Here is a 13,629-nt window from a genome sequence, read left to right as displayed (position 1 = left end):
GGTCCCCGAACCCGGCCACGTGCGGAAACTACCCGATAGTAGGGCTTTTTTCCTGGACTCCCAGGTGCATACGGTGCGGCTATGACCGAGTACACGACGGCGCTCGAGCCGCGGCAGCAGCGGGATCCGCGGGAGTCCGAGATCAGTCTGGCCCAGCTGCGCGGCGACTGCGCCCGCATGGCACCACACTGGGTCGTACCGGCGGCTGCGGCGCCCGCGCCCGTGCACCCGTCCCTCATCCACGGTGTCGTGGTGCCGTCCGCGTCCGCGCGGCTGGTGGACGCGATGTCCGAGTACGGCGACTGACACCGCCCGGTCCGCACCGGCTCCGGCGGCGACGCCGCCTCGGGGAAGAGGCGAAGGGAACCACGCGCTCCCCCGCTCCGTCCCACACGTGTCCTCCCCAGCAGGAGGCGCGAGACAAGGAGCGATGCGGTGAGCAGCACGGAGAACACGCAGGAGAGTCCCCGCCGTCGGCGTTCCCCGCTGGTGGTCGCCTCCGTGGCGGCCGCGGTGCTGGTCGCCGGCGGTGGCGGTGCGTACTTCGCGACCGCCGGCTCCGAGGGCGGCGCGGGCGCCACGGACGCCAAGAGCGAGGCCGCCGGAGCGAAGGATCCCCTGCCGCCGGCCCTGGACCTCGGCGGGAGCGGTACTGATGGCGGCATCGCCCCGGGCGAGCCCGACCCGAGCGGTGGCGGCGTCGTCTACACGGCGAAGGGCGACCTGCCCGAGGGCCCCGGCCGTGCGGCCGTGCACCGGGCGACGGGGACGGTCACGGAGGCGGAGGTGACCCGGCTGGCGAAGGCGCTCGGCCTGTCGGGGACACCGCGTCTGGAGGGGCCGGCCTGGAAGATCGGGCCGACCACGGACGGCCAGGGGCCCTCGCTCCAGGTGAACAAGGACGCCCCGGGCACCTGGACGTTCGCCCGCTTCACCGCCGCGCCCGGCGGGGACAACTGCCTGAAGGGCAAGGAGTGCCCCTCGGGCGGCTCGTCGGCCGAGACCGGTGAGCCGGTGAGCGAGGCCGAGGCGAAGAAGGCCGCCGCGCCCGTGCTGCGGGCCGTGGGCCAGGGGGACGCCGCGCTGGACGCGGACCAGCTGATGGGCGCGGTGCGCGTGGTGAACGCGAACCCGGTGGTGAGCGGCCTGCCGACGTACGGCTGGACGACGGGCGTCCAGGTGGGCGCGGACGGCACCGTGGTCGGCGGCAGCGGGCAGCTGAAGAAGCCCGCGAAGAGCGACACCTATCCGGTGGTCACCGCCGAGGAAGCGGTCGAGCAGCTCAACAAGGCGGGCAAGGACAGCGGTCGCGTCGGCATCGGCGGATGCGCCACCCCGGTGCCGCACGAGGGCGAGATCAAGCCGGACGCGCCCTGCGAGCCCGACGGCGCCACCACGGAGCCGGAGCGGCTGACGATCGGCAAGGCCGTCTTCGGGCTCTCCGCGCAGTATGTGGACGGGCGGCAGGCACTGGTGCCGACATGGCTGTTCGAGGTGGCGGCGAAGGACGGGGGCCGGCCGTTCACGGTGACGCACACCGCCGTGGAGGAGCGCTTCCTCAAGAGCGCCGAGCCGCCGACGGGTGACATCACTCCGGCCGATCCCTCGAAGGACCCGGCCGACCAGGGCCCCGCCCAGATCTCGTACAGCGTCCAGGGGCGGACCCTGACCGTCACCTTCTGGGGCGGGGTGTGCAGCAACTACGAGGCGAAGGCGACCGAGAGCGGTGCCCAGGTGAAGGTCCGGATCGTGGAGACGAATCCGGACCCCGAGCGGGTCTGCATCATGCTCGCCAAGGAGCTCGAGGCGTCCGTGACGCTGGACGAGCCGCTGGACGACCGGAAGGTCGTCGACGCGAACACGGGCAAGGCGCTGCCGCGCAAGGGCTGACGCCCCTCATGCCGAAGGCGGCGGACCCGGTCCCGGGTCCGCCGCCTTCGGCATGAGCAGCCGGACTCTTAGCTGAACGAGTCGCCGCAGGCGCAGGAACCCGTGGCGTTCGGGTTGTCGATGGTGAAGCCCTGCTTCTCGATGGTGTCGACGAAGTCGATGGAGGCGCCGCCCAGGTACGGGGCGCTCATACGGTCGGTGACGACCTTGACACCGTCGAAGTCCTTCACGACGTCGCCGTCGAGGGAACGCTCGTCGAAGAACAGCTGGTAACGCAGGCCGGAGCAGCCACCGGGCTGAACCGCGACGCGCAGCGCCAGGTCGTCCCGGCCTTCCTGGTCCAGCAGGGCCTTGACCTTGGCGGCGGCGGCGTCGGACAGGAGGATGCCGTCGCTCACGGTGGTGGTCTCGTCCGATACGGACATCTGCTTCTCTCCCGGGTTGTGCGGACTGCTTGCCGACGGTGCAACCGGCACGGCCGTGGATTCATTCCGGACCGCTGGTCTTTCCTCATTCATGCTCGCACACCGGGCCACGGTGCGGCACCGCCCTGTGGACGGGCATGCGTCACCCTGCGGACAGGGGGGTGCGTCACATCGACGCTATGGCCATCGTCAAAGTGACGTGAAGCGGTTATGATAGATAGCGTCAAATAGACGAAAAGCTCTGCCAGACGAAGAAAGGGTGCGTGTCGTGACCACCGCCCAAACCAGCCCCGAGCTCGACGTGTCGCCGACTCCGCTCGCGTTGCTGCTGCTCGGCCGTGAGGCCGACCCGCGCAGCGAGCGCGGCGTGGAGTGCCCGGGCGACCTGCCCTCGCCGTCCGACCCGGATCTGGTGGAGCGCGCCCGCGCGGCCAAGGAGAAGCTCGGCGAGAAGGTCTTCGTCCTCGGCCACCACTACCAGCGTGACGAGGTCATCCAGTTCGCCGACGTCACCGGTGACTCGTTCAAGCTGGCGAAGGACGCCGCGGCCCGGCCCGAGGCCGAGTACATCGTCTTCTGCGGTGTGCACTTCATGGCCGAGTCCGCCGACATCCTCACCTCCGACGACCAGAAGGTCGTGCTGCCCGACCTCGCGGCCGGCTGCTCGATGGCCGACATGGCCACCGCAGAGCAGGTCGCCGAGTGCTGGGACGTGCTGACGGAGGCCGGCGTCGCCGAACAGGTCGTGCCCGTCTCCTACATGAACTCCTCCGCGGACATCAAGGCCTTCACGGGCAAGCACGGCGGCACGATCTGCACCTCGTCGAACGCCAAGCGCGCGCTGGACTGGGCCTTCGAGCAGGGCGAGAAGGTCCTCTTCCTGCCGGACCAGCACCTGGGCCGCAACACCGCCGTCCGGGACATGGGGATGTCCCTCGAGGACTGCGTGCTCTACAACCCGCACAAGCCGAACGGCGGTCTGACGGCGGAGGAACTGCGCGCCGCCAAGATGATCCTGTGGCGCGGTCACTGCTCCGTGCACGGCCGGTTCTCGCTGGATTCCGTCAACGACGTGCGTGAGCGCATCCCGGGCGTCAACGTCCTGGTGCACCCGGAGTGCAAGCACGAGGTCGTCGCCGCCGCCGATCACGTGGGCTCGACGGAGTACATCATCAACATGCTCGAGGCGGCCCCGGCCGGCTCGAAGTGGGCCATCGGCACGGAGCTGAACCTGGTCCGCCGCCTGGCGAACCGCTACGCGGACCAGGGCAAGGAGATCGTCTTCCTCGACAAGACGGTCTGCTTCTGCTCGACGATGAACCGCATCGACCTGCCCCACCTGGTGTGGACCCTGGAGTCGCTGGCCGAGGGGAACCTGGTCAACCGCATCGAGGTCGACAAGGAGACGGAGAGCTTCGCGAAGCTCGCCCTGGAGCGGATGCTGGCGCTGCCGTAAACGTCGCCCGCCCTACGCCTTCGAGGGGCGCCCCGCCGCGGCGGGGCGCCCCTCACGCGTGGGCCCGCTGCTTGCCGACCCGCTTGACGGCACGGGCGTGCCGTCCGGCGGGGCCGGCACCCACGACAACGGTCAGGGCCCCGCAGCCGGTCGGCCGCGGGGCCCTGACACATGGAAAGGACGGCGTCAGGCGTTCGACGGCTCCAGGGACGTCTCGTCCGTCTCTGCGGACTTCGCGGCCTCCCGCTTCGCCGCACGCTTGGCGCGGCGGCGCTCCTTGCGGAGTTCCACCATCGCGTACAGCGTCGGCACCAGCAGCAGGGTCAGCAGCGTCGACGTGATCAGACCGCCGATCACCACCACCGCCAGCGGCTTGGCGATGAAGCCCCCCTCGCCCGTGACGCCGAGCGCCATCGGCAGCAACGCGAAGATCGTCGCCAGGGCCGTCATGAGGATCGGGCGCAGCCGGTGCCTGCCGCCCTCGACGACCGCCTCGACCACGCCGAGGCCCTGGGCCCGGTACTGGTTGATCAGGTCGATCAGCACGATCGCGTTGGTGACCACGATGCCGATGAGCATCAGCATGCCGATCATCGCCGGCACGCCCATCGGCGTACCCGTCGCGACCAGCAGGCCGATCGCGCCGGTCGCGGCGAACGGGATGGAGACCAGCAGGATCAGCGGCTGGATCAGCGACCGGAACGTCGCCACCAGCAGCATGAAGACGATCGCGATCGCCGCCAGCATCGCCAGGCCGAGGTTCAGGAACGCCTCCTCCTGGTCCTCGGAGACGCCGCCGATGGAGGCGGTCGCGCCCTCGGGCAGGTCCAGCGCGTTGATCTTCGACTGAAGCTCGGTGCTCACCGCGCCGGTGTTGTCGCCGGTCGGCTTCGCCGTGATCGTCGCGGCCCGCGAGCCGTCGATCCGGGTCATCGAGACCGGGCCGGGGACCAGCTTCACCTCGGCGATGTCACCGAGCTTCACCGGGCCGAGCGGCAGCGCCTTCAGCTCGTCCATCGTCCTCGCCGGCCTGGCGGAGGTGATGACGATGTCCCGCTCGGTGTCGGCGAGGATCGCCTTGCCCGACGGGGTGCCGCGCACGGCCTGGCCGACGGCCATGCCCAGCGTGGCGTCGGTGAAGCCGGCGTCGGCCGCCTTCGGCGTGGCCTTGACGGAGATGCGCGGCACGGACTGGGCCAGGTCGCTCTGGACGTCGGTCACGTCGTCCAGCTCCGCGACCTCCGCCCGTACCGCCTCTGACGCCTTCTGCAGGGTCTCGGAGTCGGACGCCTTCACCACGACGCTCAGGTCCTGGCTGCCGAAGCCGTCACCGGCGGCGATGGTCGTGTCGCCGATGCCGTCCAGCTTGCCGAGCTCCTCGTCGAGGTGGTCGCGGACCTTCTCGTACGACGCCGCGTCCTTCAGGGTCAGCTGGTACGACGCCTGATTGGCGCCGGTGCCGCCGCCGAAGGCCGCCATGAAGCCGGAGGAGCCGACGGTGACCTGGTAGTCCTTGATCTCGTCGACGCCCGCGAGGACCTGCTCGACCTTCTTCGCGGAGGCGTCGGCCGCCTCGAGGCTGGTGCCGGGCGGCAGTTCCTGCTTGACGGACATGACCTCCTGCTCGCCCTGGTCGAAGAAGTTGGTCTTGAGCAGTCCGGCCATGCCGAAGGTGCCGAACAGCACCACGACCGCCAGGGCGACACTCGTCAGCCGGCGGCGGGTCGCGAAGCGCAGCACGGGGACGTACATCCGCTGGAGCCGGCTCCGCGCCTCCTTCTCCTCCGCCGTGCGCCGGGCCTGCTCCGGGTCCAGGCCCTGCACGGCCTTGGGGGCGCGCAGGAACCAGTACGACAGGACGGGGACGACGGTCAGCGAGACGAGCAGGGACGCCAGCAGCGCGGCGGTGACGGTCAGCGAGAACGAGCCGAACAGCTCGCCGACCATGCCGCCGACGAGACCGATCGGCAGGAACACCGCGACGGTCGTCAAGGTGGAGGACGTGACGGCGCCCGCCACCTCCTTCACCGCGGTGATGATGGCGCTCTGCCGCTCCTCGCCGTAGCCGAGGTGACGCTTGATGTTCTCCAGGACCACGATCGAGTCGTCGACGACCCGGCCGATGGCGATGGTCAGCGCGCCGAGGGTGAGCATGTTGAGCGAGAGGTCACGGGTCCAGAGCACGATCAGCGCGAGGACGACGGACAGCGGGATGGAGACCGCCGTCACCAGCGTCGAGCGCAGCGAGGTGAGGAAGACCAGGATCACGATGACGGCGAAGACCAGGCCGAGCGCGCCCTCGGTGGTCAGGCCGGAGATCGACTTGGAGACCGCCGGGCCCTGGTCCGAGACGACGGTGAGTTCCGCGCCCGCGCCGAGGTCGGCGCGGAGGCCGGGCAGCTTGTCCTGGACGGCCTCCGAGATGTCGACGGCGCTGCCGTCGTTGTCCATGGTGGCCATGACGGCGAGGCTGGGCCTGCCGTTCGTGCGGGTCAGGGAGACCCGGCTCGCCTCCGTCTGCTCGACGGTCGCGATGTCACCGAGGCGTACGGGCTCGCCCTTCGTACCCGGCGCGGGCACGATCCGCAGGTCCTCGATCTGCCGCAGGCTGGTGAAACCGCCACCGACCTGCACCGTGCGGCTCTTGCCGTCCTCGGAGAACGACCCGGCCGGCATCGTCGCGCCGCCCGACCTGAGCGCCTCGGAGAGCGCCATGGTGTTCAGACCGGCGGCGGCGAGCTTCCGCTCGTCGGGGGTGACGGAGACCTGGAGGTCCTGGACGCCGTCGATGGAGACCTGGCCCACGCCCTCGATGTCCTCGATGGCCGGTACGACGGTCCGCTCCAGCTGGTCGGCGAGCGCCTGCTGGTCCTTGTCGGAGGTGACGGCGAGCACGACGGTGGGGATGTCGTCCGTCGAACCGGCGACGACCTGCGGGTCCACCTCGTCCGGGAGCTGGGCGCGGGCCCTGTTCACGGCCTGCTGGACGTCGGCGACGAGCTGCTTGCTCCCGTCCCCGTACTCGAAGCTCGCCATGATGACGGCGCTGCCCTCAGCGGCCGTGGACGTGATGCCCTCGATGCCGTCGACGGCCTTGAGGCTCGCTTCGAGCGGCTCGACGACCTGCTTCTCCACGACATCGGGCGACGCGCCCTGGTAGGGGGCGAGGACCGAGACCATCGGGAGCTCGATGGACGGCAGGAGCTGCTGCTTGAGCTGCGGGACGGCGATCGCACCGAAGACGATCGCGACGATGGACATCAGCCCTATCAGGGCCCGTTGCGACAGGCTGAATCTGGACAGCCAGGACATGGGGTCTCTCTTCTGTGGCTTGCGCGGGGACGGGCACAGAGGCCCGCCTATACCTTCGGCCACGCGAAGAGGGCGTTCCGTAGCCCCCAGGTCCCGTTCCTCACGCCGCGCATACCACGGCTGGAGTACGCGCGCCCTCCCGCTCACTCCACCCTTGGACGTACCAGTCCCGACTCGTACGCGGTGACCACCAGCTGGGCGCGGTCGCGGGCGCCCAGCTTGGCCATGGCCCGGTTCACATGGGTCTTGACGGTGAGCGGGCTGACCTCGAGCCGGGTGGCGATCTCGTCGTTGGAGTGGCCGCCGGCCACCAGCACCAGCACCTCGCGCTCGCGGACGGTGAGCGCCGAGAGCCGCTCGGACAAGTCCCCCGCGTGCAGGCCGTCGTCGTCCGCCGCCCCGCCCTGTGCGAGGAAGGTGGCGATGAGCCCCTTGGTCGCGGCCGGCGACAGCAGTGCCTCGCCGGCGGCGGCGACCCGGATGGCGTTCAGCAGTTCGTCCGGCTCCGCGCCCTTGCCCAGGAAGCCGGAGGCACCGGCCCGCAGTGACTGCACGACGTACTCGTCGACCTCGAAGGTCGTCAGCATGACGATCCGTACGTGCGACAGCTCCGGGTCGGCGGTGATCTCGCGGGTGGCGGACAGCCCGTCCGTACCGGGCATCCGGATGTCCATCAGCACCACGTCGGCCCGCTCGGAGCGGGCCAGCGCCACCGCCTGTGCGCCGTCGGCCGCCTCCCCGACGACCTCCATGTCCGGTTCGGAGTCCACCAGCACCCGGAACGCGCTCCGCAGCAGCGTCTGGTCGTCGGCGAGCAGCACCCTGATCGTCATCTGTCCTCCCCCGCGCGGGCGACCCGCACCTTGAGCGGCAGTATCGCCTGCACCCGGAAGCCGCCTCCGTAGCGGGGTCCCGCGGTGAGGGTGCCGCCGAGAGCGGTGACGCGCTCGCGCATGCCCAGCAGACCGTGCCCGCCTCCGTCGGAGGGCCCGGCCGCGTCGGCGGGGCCGTTGTCGATGACGGTCACCTCCAGCGTCGAACCGACCCGCACCACGCTCACCTCGGCCTTGGCGTCCTTCCCCGCGTGCTTCTGCACATTGGTCAGCGCCTCCTGGACGATCCGGTACGCGGCCAGGTCGACGGCCGCGGGCGGCGGGTCACCGTCGTCGGCGCGGGCGACCTCCACGGGGAGGCCGGCCTGACGGAAGGTGGTGACCAGTTCGTCGAGGACCGCGAGACCGGGCGCGGGCGCGGTGGGCGCCTCCGGGTCCCCGGACTGACGCAGCAGCCCGACGGTGGCGCGCAGCTCGTTCAGCGCGGAGCGGCTCGCCTCCCGTACGTGCGCGAGCGCCTCCTTGGCCTGGTCCGGGCGCTTGTCCATGACGTGGGCGGCGACCCCGGCCTGGACGTTGACCAGGGCGATGTGATGGGCGACGACGTCGTGCAGGTCGCGGGCGATCCGCAGGCGCTCCTCGGCGACGCGGCGCCCGGCCTCCTCCTCCCGCGTCCGCTCGGCGCGCTCCGCCCGCTCCCTGATGGCGTCGATGAAGGCACGCCGGCTGCGCACGGCGTCACCGGCGGCGGCCGCCATACCGGTCCAGGCGAAGATGCCGAGGTTCTCCTGCGTGTACCAGGGGCTGGAGCCGAAGGCCATCGCGGCGGCGGTCAGCACGGTCATCGTCAGCAGGCCGACCCGCCAGGTGGTGGGACGGTCGGTGCGGGAGGCGACGGTGTAGAGGGCGATCACGGCGCTCATCGCGACGGGGGCGGCCGGGTCGCCCGCCACCAGTTCGACCACGGACACCGCGCCGGTGACCAGCAGCACGCCCATCGGCTCACGCCGCCGGAAGACGAGCGCGCCGGCGGCGACCAGCATCAGGACGGCGCTGCGCGCGTCGGGTGTGCGGGTGCCGAAGGTGGGGCCGTGCGGCCCGTTCGGATCGGCGAAGGAGCCGGCCACCATGCAGATCAACGCGGCCACGGCGAGGGCGCCGTCCAGCGCCAGCGGGTGCGCGCGCAGCCAGTTGCGGACGCGGTCGTACCGGGCGGCGAATGGGGTCACGTCAGGCAACGTTACGGCGTGGGGGCGGAGCCGGATCCGGCCCCGGCCGTGTTCGGGGCGCGGACCCTACGGGCAGAGCCCCGGAACACCGCGCGGGAGCGCGGCGCCGGGCCCGGGCGGAGCGCGGTTCACGGAGGGGGCGCGCGTGTTGGAGTGGGGGCGCGGCACCCGGCTACGGCACCGGCGGGATCAGACCGCTCTCGCCGAGGAGTTCACGGACGTCCTCGAGCGTGGCGTCCGGCGCGGGGAGGATCAGTTCGGACGGTTCGAGAGACGCGTCGGGCAGTGGCTCCCCCAGCTCCCGGACCTTCTCGAGCAGTGCGTGCAGGGTCCGGCGGAAGCCGACCCCGTCGCCGCTCTCCATCTCCGCGAGCAGTTCGTCGTCCAGCTTGTTGAGCTCGGGGAGGTGGCTCTCCGCCACCTCCACCTGGCCCTCCCCCATGATCCGTACGATCATGACGAGTCCTTACTGTCCGTACCGGTCCGTACTGACGGTCACTGCTTGTCGAACTTGTGCGGGCTGTTCTGCTGCTGCGTGGCGTCCTGCGAGCCCGCGGCGCCGCCCTCGATCGCCTGCTTCGACGCCGGGCCGCCGGCCAGTTCCGCCTTCATCCGCTGGAGCTCCAGCTCGACGTCCGTGCCGCCGGAGAGGCGGTCCAGCTCGGCCTGGATGTCGTCCTTCGCCAGGCCCGACTGGTCGTCGAGGGCGCCGGAGGCGAGCAGCTCGTCGATCGCGCCCGCCCGCGCCTGGAGCTGGGCGGTCTTGTCCTCGGCGCGCTGGATCGCGACGCCGACGTCGCTCATCTCCTCCGAGATGCCGGAGAACGACTCCGCGATCCGGGTCTGCGCCTGGGCCGCGGTGTAGGTGGCCTTGATCGTCTCCTTCTTGGTGCGGAAGGCGTCGACCTTGGCCTGGAGCCGCTGCGCGGCGAGCGTCAGCTTCTCCTCCTCGCCCTGGAGGGTCTGGTGCTGGGTCTCGAGGTCGGTGACCTGCTGCTGCAGCGCGGCACGGCGGGACAGTGCCTCGCGCGCCAGGTCCTCACGGCCGAGGGCCAGCGCCTTGCGGCCCTGGTCCTCGAGCTTCGAGGACTGTCCCTGGAGCTGGTTCAGCTGCAGCTCGAGGCGCTTGCGGGAGGTCGCCACGTCGGCGACCCCGCGGCGGACCTTCTGCAGCAGCTCCAGCTGCTTCTGGTACGAGTAATCGAGGGTCTCGCGCGGATCCTCGGCCCGGTCGAGGGCCTTGTTCGCCTTCGCGCGGAAGATCATCCCCATACGCTTCATGACACCGCTCATGGGCTTCGCGCGCCCCCTTCTGACGGACTACGGCTTCAGCACTCCAACAGAACCCACAGTACGGGCCCTGCATCCATTACCGCACTGTTCAAGCGCGGATGCGCTCATCCCCAAGGACGACTGCGTACGGCTCCGATCCGGCGCAAGGAGTAGGTGGCCGTCAGGGGAGCTGTGCCCGCCGTCCCGTTCTGTCCCTTACGGACGCACGCCGTTGCGGGATCGTTCCCCACCGGGGTGGGGTCCATGCCCGGCAACCCGTACCCTTGGGTTTTGTGTTCCGTAGCCGTTCCAAGGAAGAGAAGGCCCCCACCGCGAAGGTGACGGCGGACCTCTCCAAGCAGCCCCGCGACCCCGAGGCCCCCAAGGGCCGCCCGACGCCTAAGCGCAGTGAGGCACAGGGCCAGCGCCGTCGTGCCTCCAGTGGTGCGCCGCAGGACCGCAAGGAGGCGATGAAGCGCCAGCGTGAGGCCCGCCGTGCCGATCTGGCCAAGCAGCGGGAGGCTCTCGCCAGCGGCGACGAGCGTTACCTGCCGGCCCGCGACAAGGGCCCGGTGCGGCGCTTCGTCCGCGACTTCGTCGACTCCCGTTTCTGCATCGCGGAGTTCTTCCTGCCGCTCGCGGTGGTGATCCTGGTGCTGAGCATGGTCCGGGTCGCCCAGCTGCAGAACATCGCGCTGCTGCTCTGGCTCGGCGTGATCGTGCTGATCGTCGTCGACTCGATCGGTCTGTCGATCCGTCTGAAGAAGCAGCTCCGCGAGCGCTTCCCGAACGAGCCGAAGCGCGGAGCCGTCGCCTACGGCCTGATGCGTACGCTCCAGATGCGTCGGCTGCGTCTGCCCAAGCCGCAGGTCAAGCGCGGAGAGCGGCCCTGAGCGCCGATTCGTCGCAGCCTGGCGGCTTCACGCCGGAGGCGTCCGCGAACTGGCTGGCCGGCGCCGGCGGTCTGCGCAACACCGTCCGCCAGGAGCTGGTGGCCCGGCAGCTCGAGGAACAGATCACGTCGCGGTATCCCGTAGGCCAGCGGCTGCGGGTGCTCGACGTCGGCATGGGCCAGGGCACCCAGGCCCTGCGTCTGGCACGCGCCGGGCACACGGTCACCGGCCTGGAGTCGGACGCCGTGATGCTGAAGGCCGCCCGTGAGGCACTGGCGGGCGAGCCCGCCGGTATCCGCGAGCGGGTCCGGCTGGTGGAGGGCGACGGCCGGGACACCGGCGTGCACTTCCTGCCGGGCAGCTTCGACGTGGTTCTGTGCCACGGCGTGCTGATGTACGTGGAGGAGCCGGACGGGCTCCTCGCCGGCCTGGCCAGGATGCTGGCGCCGGGCGGGCTGCTGTCCCTGCTCGTCCGCAACGGCGACGCCCTGGCCATGCGGCCCGGAGCGGCCGGGGACTGGCAGACGGCGCTGGACGCCTTCGACACGGACACCTACACCAACCGGCTCGGGCTGAAGGTGCGCGCCGACCGGCTCGCGGCGCTCACGGCGACGCTGGACGGCATCGCAGCGCCGCTGCACGCCTGGTACGGGGTGCGGATCTTCACGGACAACGTCGGCAACGACGTCGAACTCCCCGCCGCCGACGAGCTGCACCAGGTGCTGGCGCTGGAGGAGCGCGCCGGGCGCACCGACCCGTACCGCGGCGTGGCGGCGCTGCTGCACCTGTGCGGAGTACGGCGGATCTGAGGCCGGGCGGCGCCCCCTGATCGGCGGCGCACCGCAGGCACCGGCCGTGCGGCCGTAGGGATACTCCGGACATGGACGCATCCTCCCGCCCGGCCCGCCGAACCCTCCGGCTGCTGGTGCCCGCGACCGCCGTTGTCTGCGTGGCCGCCCTGTCCGCCGGCTGTTCTCCGGCCGCCGCGCCCGGGCCCCGGTCCTCCACCCGGGCCGCCGCCGCTCCGGTCGCCGCGAGCGAGCTCGAGGACGACTACCGCGAAGTCATCGCGAACGTGCTGCCCTCCGTCGTCCAGATCGAGGCCGGGGAGAGCCTCGGCTCCGGCATCGTCTACGACGACAAGGGCCACATCGTCACCAACGCGCACGTCGTGGGCAGGACGGAGCGCTTCAAGGTCACCGTCGCGACCGGTGAGCAGCCGCTGACCGCGACGCTGGTCTCCTCCTTCCCCGAGCAGGACCTCGCCGTGGTCAAGCTCGAGAAGCTTCCCCCGGGCCTGCGGGCCGCCCGCTTCGGGGACTCCTCACAGGTCGCGGTCGGCCAGATCGTCCTGGCCATGGGTTCGCCGCTCGGGCTGTCCAGCAGCGTCACCCAGGGGATCGTCTCCGCCGTCGGGCGCACGGTCAGCGAGAGCAGCGAGGGCGGTGGCACCGGGGCGACCCTCGGCAACATGGTGCAGACCTCGGCGGCGATCAACCCCGGCAACAGCGGGGGCGCGCTCGTCAACCTGAGCAGCGAGGTCATCGGCATCCCGACGCTGGCCGCGTCCGACCCCGGCCTCGAGGGCAGCGCCGCACCGGGCATCGGCTTCGCCATCCCCGTCTCGATGGTGCGGACGGTCGCCGACCAGATCATCAAGTACGGCGAGGTCAGGGACTCCGGCCGGGCCGCCCTCGGTATCACGGGCCGCACCGTGCTCGACGACGACTACCGCCCGTCGGGCGTCGCGGTCGTGTCCGTGGACCGCGACGGCCCGGCGGCCGAGGCGGGTGTGCGGGCGGGCGACATCATCACGAAGCTGGGCGGCGCGCAGATCACGACGATCACGTCCCTGGCCGAGGCGCTGGCCTCGGAACGACCGGGCGAGGAGGTCTCCGTGACGCTGGAACGGGCCGGGCGGGAGCAGGCGGTGACGGTCACTCTGGGCGAGATCTGACGCAGCCGTGGCGGGGGCCTCTCCCCCGGCCCCGGCCGGGCCCCGGCACGGACGCGTCACGCCCCGGCCGGGGCCGGCCGGGGCGTGACGTGCCGCTCCGCAGGGCGGGGTTCAGGACTCGTGGAGGCTCATCGGCCCGTAGATCTTCGTGTCGTCCTCCGAGAGGACGACCTGGTCCGCGCCACCCTCCTGGAGTTCCTTCCAGTGCTCGCCGATCCAGGACTCCGCGTCGCCCTGCGTCGTGAACTCCTCCGGCTCCACCGCCGGCCGGACCTCCGTACCGTCGGACTTCTCGAACCGCCACGTCCACGCCATGTGCGCCTCCCACGTCCCTAGGGCAAACTGATCGATTTGCTGCCCGC

At 71.3% G+C, this 13,629-nt stretch carries 13 protein-coding genes; 6 read left to right on the top strand and 7 right to left on the bottom strand.

Translation table 11 applies throughout. From position 1 onward, the window contains the following. Positions 1–81 precede the first annotated feature (81 nt). Both SPRI_RS26520 and SPRI_RS26515 read left to right on the top strand, forming a co-directional pair. A complete protein-coding gene (locus SPRI_RS26520) occupies positions 82–306 on the top strand; it encodes a hypothetical protein (RefSeq protein ID WP_037774891.1) in 225 nt (74 codons plus the stop codon). Between the two features lie 129 nt (positions 307–435). After that, complete coding sequence (locus tag SPRI_RS26515; RefSeq protein WP_005318561.1) at positions 436–1,890, top strand: hypothetical protein; 1,455 nt, start codon at positions 436–438, stop codon at positions 1,888–1,890. Between the two features lie 68 nt (positions 1,891–1,958). Here the strand turns inward: SPRI_RS26515 and SPRI_RS26510 are convergent, their stop codons facing one another. Then, positions 1,959–2,315: a HesB/IscA family protein gene (locus tag SPRI_RS26510; protein WP_005318559.1), complete on the bottom strand. Its 357-nt coding sequence runs from the start codon at positions 2,313–2,315 to the stop codon at positions 1,959–1,961. A gap of 268 nt (positions 2,316–2,583) precedes the next feature. On the opposite strand from SPRI_RS26510, the gene nadA reads away from it, so the two are divergent. Continuing rightward, the gene (gene nadA, locus SPRI_RS26505) at positions 2,584–3,771 is read left to right on the top strand and encodes a quinolinate synthase NadA (protein ID WP_037776919.1); all 1,188 of its coding nucleotides are present in this window, start codon (positions 2,584–2,586) and stop codon (positions 3,769–3,771) included. A 186-nt stretch (positions 3,772–3,957) separates the two neighbouring features. On the opposite strand, the gene SPRI_RS26500 is transcribed toward nadA, so the two are convergent. The 5 genes from SPRI_RS26500 to SPRI_RS26480 form a co-directional block, all read right to left on the bottom strand. After that, a complete protein-coding gene (locus tag SPRI_RS26500) occupies positions 3,958–7,083 on the bottom strand; it encodes an efflux RND transporter permease subunit (protein ID WP_005318557.1) in 3,126 nt (1,041 codons plus the stop codon). 143 nt (positions 7,084–7,226) lie between these two features. Next, positions 7,227–7,916: a response regulator gene (locus tag SPRI_RS26495; protein WP_005318555.1), complete on the bottom strand. Its 690-nt coding sequence runs from the start codon at positions 7,914–7,916 to the stop codon at positions 7,227–7,229. Beyond that, positions 7,913–9,154, bottom strand: a complete 1,242-nt coding sequence (locus SPRI_RS26490; protein ID WP_005318553.1) for a sensor histidine kinase — start codon at positions 9,152–9,154, stop codon at positions 7,913–7,915. Before SPRI_RS26490 ends, SPRI_RS26495 begins: the two co-directional genes overlap by 4 nt. Positions 9,155–9,317: 163 nt before the next feature. Further along, the gene (gene pspAA / locus SPRI_RS26485) at positions 9,318–9,602 is read right to left on the bottom strand and encodes a PspA-associated protein PspAA (RefSeq protein WP_005318550.1); all 285 of its coding nucleotides are present in this window, start codon (positions 9,600–9,602) and stop codon (positions 9,318–9,320) included. Between the two features lie 38 nt (positions 9,603–9,640). After that, positions 9,641–10,438, bottom strand: coding sequence for a PspA/IM30 family protein (locus SPRI_RS26480; protein WP_078535378.1), 798 nt, complete (start codon positions 10,436–10,438; stop codon positions 9,641–9,643). A gap of 272 nt (positions 10,439–10,710) precedes the next feature. Here SPRI_RS26480 and SPRI_RS26475 point away from each other — a divergent pair, with 272 nt between their 5' ends. The 3 genes from SPRI_RS26475 to SPRI_RS26465 all read left to right on the top strand — a co-directional run bounded on the left by SPRI_RS26475 (position 10,711) and on the right by SPRI_RS26465 (position 13,267). After that, the gene (locus SPRI_RS26475; protein WP_078535377.1) at positions 10,711–11,310 is read left to right on the top strand and encodes a DUF3043 domain-containing protein; all 600 of its coding nucleotides are present in this window, start codon (positions 10,711–10,713) and stop codon (positions 11,308–11,310) included. 98 nt (positions 11,311–11,408) lie between these two features. After that, positions 11,409–12,119, top strand: coding sequence for a class I SAM-dependent methyltransferase (locus SPRI_RS26470; protein WP_005318547.1), 711 nt, complete (start codon positions 11,409–11,411; stop codon positions 12,117–12,119). A 71-nt stretch (positions 12,120–12,190) separates the two neighbouring features. Next, positions 12,191–13,267, top strand: coding sequence for a S1C family serine protease (locus SPRI_RS26465; protein ID WP_053557392.1), 1,077 nt, complete (start codon positions 12,191–12,193; stop codon positions 13,265–13,267). Positions 13,268–13,378: 111 nt separating this feature from the next. On the opposite strand, the gene SPRI_RS26460 is transcribed toward SPRI_RS26465, so the two are convergent. Further along, positions 13,379–13,582 (bottom strand): hypothetical protein, encoded by a 204-nt coding sequence (locus tag SPRI_RS26460; RefSeq protein ID WP_005318545.1) that lies wholly within the window; start codon positions 13,580–13,582, stop codon positions 13,379–13,381. Between the last annotated feature and the right edge of the window lie 47 nt (positions 13,583–13,629).

The sequence above is a fragment of the Streptomyces pristinaespiralis genome (assembly GCF_001278075.1).
Classification (GTDB): Bacteria; Actinomycetota; Actinomycetes; order Streptomycetales; family Streptomycetaceae; genus Streptomyces; species Streptomyces pristinaespiralis.
The sequence above is the reverse complement of the archived record's forward strand: the minus strand, read 5'-3'. Positions and strand labels throughout refer to the sequence as shown.